Below are 4,534 nucleotides of genomic sequence, written 5' to 3'. Positions count from 1 at the left end.
TTTTATTTATTTGCGGTGGTGCTTTTATGGGGATTGACAGCATTATAACCGCAAGAACTAATCATAGTTCTATAGGTTTTGCAGCTAACGTAAATATAGATAAAGAGAAAAACAATAGCGAGATTCTTAAATCCCTAGAGATTGAGGATTTAACTAAATTCGGTTTAATTCCTGAATTTATCGGTAGGTTACCTATCGTTACGACTTTAGACGAATTAGATAAGCAAGCTTTAATTACGATTTTAACTAAGCCTAAGAATGCTATAGTAAAGCAATATCAGAAACAATTCGAGCTTGATGATGCTGAGCTTGTAATTGATGATTCAGCTTTAGAAGCTATTGCCGAAAAAGCTTTAGCTAAGAAGACGGGAGCAAGGGGGCTTCGTTCAATACTTGAGCATCTTTTGCTTGATAGTATGTATAAAGTTGCTGAGCTAAAAAAACAGCGTGTTACTATTACAAAAGAGGTAGTTAACGGCTTAGTAGAACCGATAATGACCTCTCTCATTTCTACAAAATCAAATAAAAAACAACCGATTATTGAAGATATACCGGCATAAATATGTGTGGATCGTTTTTTCTGTCATTGCGAGGAGAGGCAAAGCCTCGACGTGGCAATCTCGTCAAATATCCTGATACTGCTTCATCAATTACTTCGTAATTTCCTCGCAATGACGATTAGATGTCTGCACAACAACACTGGCTTGAACCGCGGGACAACATAAAATTTATCCTAAACTAGTGTTATAATGGTTTAAATACCATTAAGAAAAAAATAATAATCAAACTGATAAATGCTGGCCAGCCTAGGTAGAACCATAATTTAAATAATTTATAATATTTTTCCGGTAGGGGGCTCGCTGTTTTAATGCTTCAAGTGCCATATTTCGTAGTTGAATTTGAATCCATACCACTGGAAGCCAACAACTACCGGCGATTATGTATCCGATAAAAGTTAAGATAAGCCATAAATCAGAATAATTATAGCCAAGCATATTTACTAATATTATGCCGCTAACCGGTTGAATTATCACAGTTGGAGTAGTAAAAAGAAGATCAGCTATAACTGTAGTGCGAGCTGCATATGCCTTTGCATTCAAATCACCGGTTTTATTTGCCCACCACATAAAAAAAGCAGTACCAATTCCAGTACCAAATAAAATGGTGGAACTAATAATATGGATAGTTTTTATAAAAAGATAATCCATTATTTATCTCGTTCTATAGCCATTAATACTAAAGTAAGTAATATTATTGGAAGATTTTTAAACATCGGACCAAGCGGATCTAGCCACAATAATGGCTTAAGATATGTTAATAGTAGAGTGTAAGCTAGTATTAATAAAATCTGTAAACTACATATCCTACTTATTTTATTTTTGATAATTAGTAGAATTCCAAGAATAATATCTGTAAAGCAGCTTCCATATAATATATAAGGTGCTATTTGTTTATCAAATCCTAGTGATATTATAATTTGCATACTAGCATCATAAGCAAAAATGCTTGAAATAATTCCTGTCATTATCCAAAATAGCCCTAAGACAATTTTTATTATAGGTTTTAAAAAATAAAGCCTAGCGTGCCATATGGATTGTACGGTTAAAGGTTCGGTTACAAAACCTTGTTGCAAGTTTCTAGGGATTATAGAAGTAAAATCGATAAAATCTTTTTTATCAGCAATATTAGGTTGAAGTAACATATTATACGCAGTAGAATTAATGGGCCCTATTTTTAGAAAATCTCCTAATTTAGCTGCTATTTTAATGAATATTAGAGGAATTTTTATTAGTCTTCCAGGATTAACTCCAAGCCATCTTCTAAATCCAAGCAAGATATCTTTCATGGTAACTATGTCTGGTCCAACTATTTTTAATAATTTGTGGATTTTTCCTTCCCTTTCTATACAGTGAATAATTACTTTCGTTAAATCATCAATATGAATAGGTTGAAATTGTTGTAAACCATCGCCTATTAAAGGAATAAAATACGGTAATGTTGCAAGAGCCCTAAATAGCGAGGTACCACCATAACAACCGCTTGCGTAAACAAGAGATGGCTGTAAAATTACCCAATCTATATTTTCTAATTTTTGTAAATATTCTTCAGCTGTTTTTTTAGTTAAAGCATAAGCAGTGTTTTTTTCATCATCTATTCCAAGAGCTGAAATATGAATAATTCTTTTTACGTTAGTAAGAGTGCAAGCCTTAAATAGAGCCTTTGGACCATTGACATGAACATTTTCAATATTATTAGCATGACTAGACGTTAATACACCTGATACATTAATAACTATATCTATTTTATTTAGTCTATTTATCCAGCTTTGTGGTTTTAGGTCTATATTAAAATCACAATATATAACTTCTGCGGTAGGGAATTTTTTCCTGGTAGATTCAACATCTCTAACACAGCATATTACTTCATAATTATTCTTTAATAATTCAGCTGTAATATATGATCCAATAAAGCCGTTAGCTCCTATTACTAGTATTCTCATAATATAAACGATTCAGGTACTGACTTTTTATATCATTAATCAGGTCTTGTTGTAAATAGAAGATAAAAAGGAATATATATTATGCTCACAACTATTGTTTTTTTGATTAGACCTCTTCGGAAACTCTACTTCTAGAGGTAATTTGTACGTCGATCCGGTACTCGAATCCTCACGTACTAAGTATACGCTGCGGTTCTGCGTTCCGTGTCTCCTTCAAATTCTTCTCTATAAGCGAGTTTCCGAAGAGGTCTATTAAAAACTTTTGTATCTCAATACTCTTCTCTATTATCATAAACCGGCGTTATCCGTGTGTGATTTTAATGTTATCTCATAACAAAATAATTAAGAATTGTAAATAATTGCGTATAAAGTATTTGAATAAACATTAAGAGGTTCCTATATTTTAAATTTACATTTATTTAATTGAAATTATGAGTAATAAACTAGGAGTAATAATAAACTATTATAATGATATATCAAATTTAGGCGTAAGATTATGGAAAACTACTACAGCACTTGCTAGTTTTAATTTAGGTGAGGTATTGAAAATATGGTTTTGCGATAAAAATTTTAAAGATTTAACGACGCCCGATCAAAGTTTTATTTATACACAATATTTAGAAACAATACTAAGTAAAATAGCTACTACTGGAAAGTATCAAGATAAGAATATCGATCATTCTCAATGGAGCAATTGTTTTGAAGAGATAAATAATCGGGATCATTTCTTATATATAAAGCTACAAGAGCTAATAGGAGTAGAAAACAAGAATATTATTGATTCTATGCTAGATGGTATAGGTGATATAAATTCATTAAAGTTTAGTACCCTAGTTACTAAAGCTCAAATATTTTTAAAAAACAATTTAGATCAATCTGAAAAATTGATTAAAGTAGCCAAAAAAATCGATAGTATGGCATATCCACTCACTAAAGAATATTTCCTATATCGTTATACGGCTAAAGCGATATTATCTGTAAATGCTTCGGATTTATCATTGGATGAAAAGGAATTTAATACAATAAAAAAAAGCTCATTTAAATTTTGCAAATTATCTTAATTCATTAGAGCAAAGTCTTACTAGAATAGAAAAAGCTACTGATAAGTATAATGAAGATTACAAAATTGCTTCTTGGTTAACGGAAAAATCAGATTTAGTTAGTAATCATTCAGGTAAAATAGCAATTACTTACGCTTCTCTTATAGCAGGTGTAATTGCTTTACGTTCATATGTAATTGACGAAAAGGATCCTTGGTATGAATTATGTGCTTTACCTACTACTAGCCTTGCAATGCTACAAATTTTATTATCTTTTCCAGGTACGGTCTTATCAAATAGACAAACTAAAGAGATTAATAATAATATGTTTCAGGAATTAAAGAATAGCGGAAAAAATGCAGAGGACATTAAATTTTTATTTGATCACATTCCAAGTTTTGCTAATGATGCCGTAAATACAACTGCAATTTGCTTTAGATACGCTGCTAATTTAGGGTTGCAGCCTATTGATTTATTAAATAATGATATTATTAATCGTATAATTGTATATACGGCTTTACGGTGGTCTGCAGCTGTAGGAGTAGTAGAAGAACAAAGTAAAGTTACAAATTTTATGCAAAATAAATTAATTAAATTTTTGCATGATAAAATTGTACCGGCTTTGATTGAGAATAAGGAACTTGCGCCTGAAGAAATTAAACCTTATTTTCAGTTACTATATAAACATTCCGAAAAAGATAAGAATACGCAAATAAAACTTCAAACAATATATAATAAACTTACAAATCAAGATATAGATTTTAACAATATTGAATCAGACATTAGTACCTATCACGGATGGAAGAGTACTGCTATGTGTTCGGCGGTAGCCACACTTATTTTGGATTATAGTAAATCATATAGTATTAGGTGCAGTAAAAAACTTTTTTAAAGTTTCGTACAAGTTTGCGAATTCAGTAATTTTATTCTTAATCCATCGTTTCATATTAGCCCAGAATTTTTCTATCGGATTTAAATCCGGTGAATATGGCGG

5 protein-coding genes and 2 pseudogenes are annotated in these 4,534 nt (G+C 30.9%); 3 read left to right on the top strand and 4 right to left on the bottom strand.

What is annotated here, in order from left to right:
- A partial coding sequence (locus AC1Z7D_RS05970; RefSeq protein WP_482602838.1) for an ATP-dependent Clp protease ATP-binding subunit ClpX occupies positions 1 to 560 on the top strand: 560 nt, incomplete at its 5' end.
- A gap of 184 nt (positions 561 to 744) precedes the next feature.
- On the opposite strand, the pseudogene AC1Z7D_RS05965 reads toward AC1Z7D_RS05970, so the two are convergent.
- The 3 genes and pseudogenes from AC1Z7D_RS05965 to AC1Z7D_RS05955 all read right to left on the bottom strand — a co-directional run.
- Positions 745 to 1,208 (bottom strand): annotated as a pseudogene (locus AC1Z7D_RS05965) (DUF2269 family protein).
- Complete coding sequence (locus AC1Z7D_RS05960) at positions 1,208 to 2,500, bottom strand: DoxX-like family protein (RefSeq protein ID WP_482602836.1); 1,293 nt, start codon at positions 2,498 to 2,500, stop codon at positions 1,208 to 1,210. The pseudogene AC1Z7D_RS05965 and the gene AC1Z7D_RS05960 overlap by 1 nt, the downstream one beginning before the upstream one ends.
- Positions 2,501 to 2,539: 39 nt before the next feature.
- A pseudogene (locus tag AC1Z7D_RS05955) lies at positions 2,540 to 2,754 on the bottom strand (palindromic element RPE1 domain-containing protein); the annotation flags it as partial.
- A gap of 177 nt (positions 2,755 to 2,931) precedes the next feature.
- On the opposite strand from AC1Z7D_RS05955, the gene AC1Z7D_RS05950 reads away from it, so the two are divergent.
- Together AC1Z7D_RS05950 and AC1Z7D_RS05945 are read left to right on the top strand one after the other, a co-directional pair.
- A complete protein-coding gene (locus tag AC1Z7D_RS05950; RefSeq protein WP_482602834.1) occupies positions 2,932 to 3,561 on the top strand; it encodes a hypothetical protein in 630 nt (209 codons plus the stop codon).
- Positions 3,562 to 3,793: 232 nt separating this feature from the next.
- A complete protein-coding gene (locus AC1Z7D_RS05945; RefSeq protein WP_482602832.1) occupies positions 3,794 to 4,432 on the top strand; it encodes a hypothetical protein in 639 nt (212 codons plus the stop codon).
- Here AC1Z7D_RS05945 and AC1Z7D_RS05940 read toward each other — a convergent pair.
- Positions 4,397 to 4,534 (bottom strand): transposase (locus AC1Z7D_RS05940; protein ID WP_482602140.1); only part of this gene is annotated, 138 nt, incomplete at its 5' end. The genes AC1Z7D_RS05945 and AC1Z7D_RS05940 overlap by 36 nt on opposite strands.

The sequence above is a fragment of the Rickettsia sp. genome (genome assembly GCF_965035265.1).
This window is presented reverse-complemented; position numbering and strand designations above follow the sequence as displayed.

Bases quoted from the DNA above. Each gene is read 5' to 3' on its own strand.
- AC1Z7D_RS05960 (WP_482602836.1), bottom strand. From the start codon at position 2,500: ATGAGAATACTAGTAATAGGAGCTAACGGCTTTATTGGATCATATATT.
- AC1Z7D_RS05945 (WP_482602832.1), top strand. From the start codon at position 3,794: ATGCTACAAATTTTATTATCTTTTCCAGGTACGGTCTTATCAAATAGA.
- AC1Z7D_RS05950 (WP_482602834.1), top strand. From the start codon at position 2,932: ATGAGTAATAAACTAGGAGTAATAATAAACTATTATAATGATATATCA.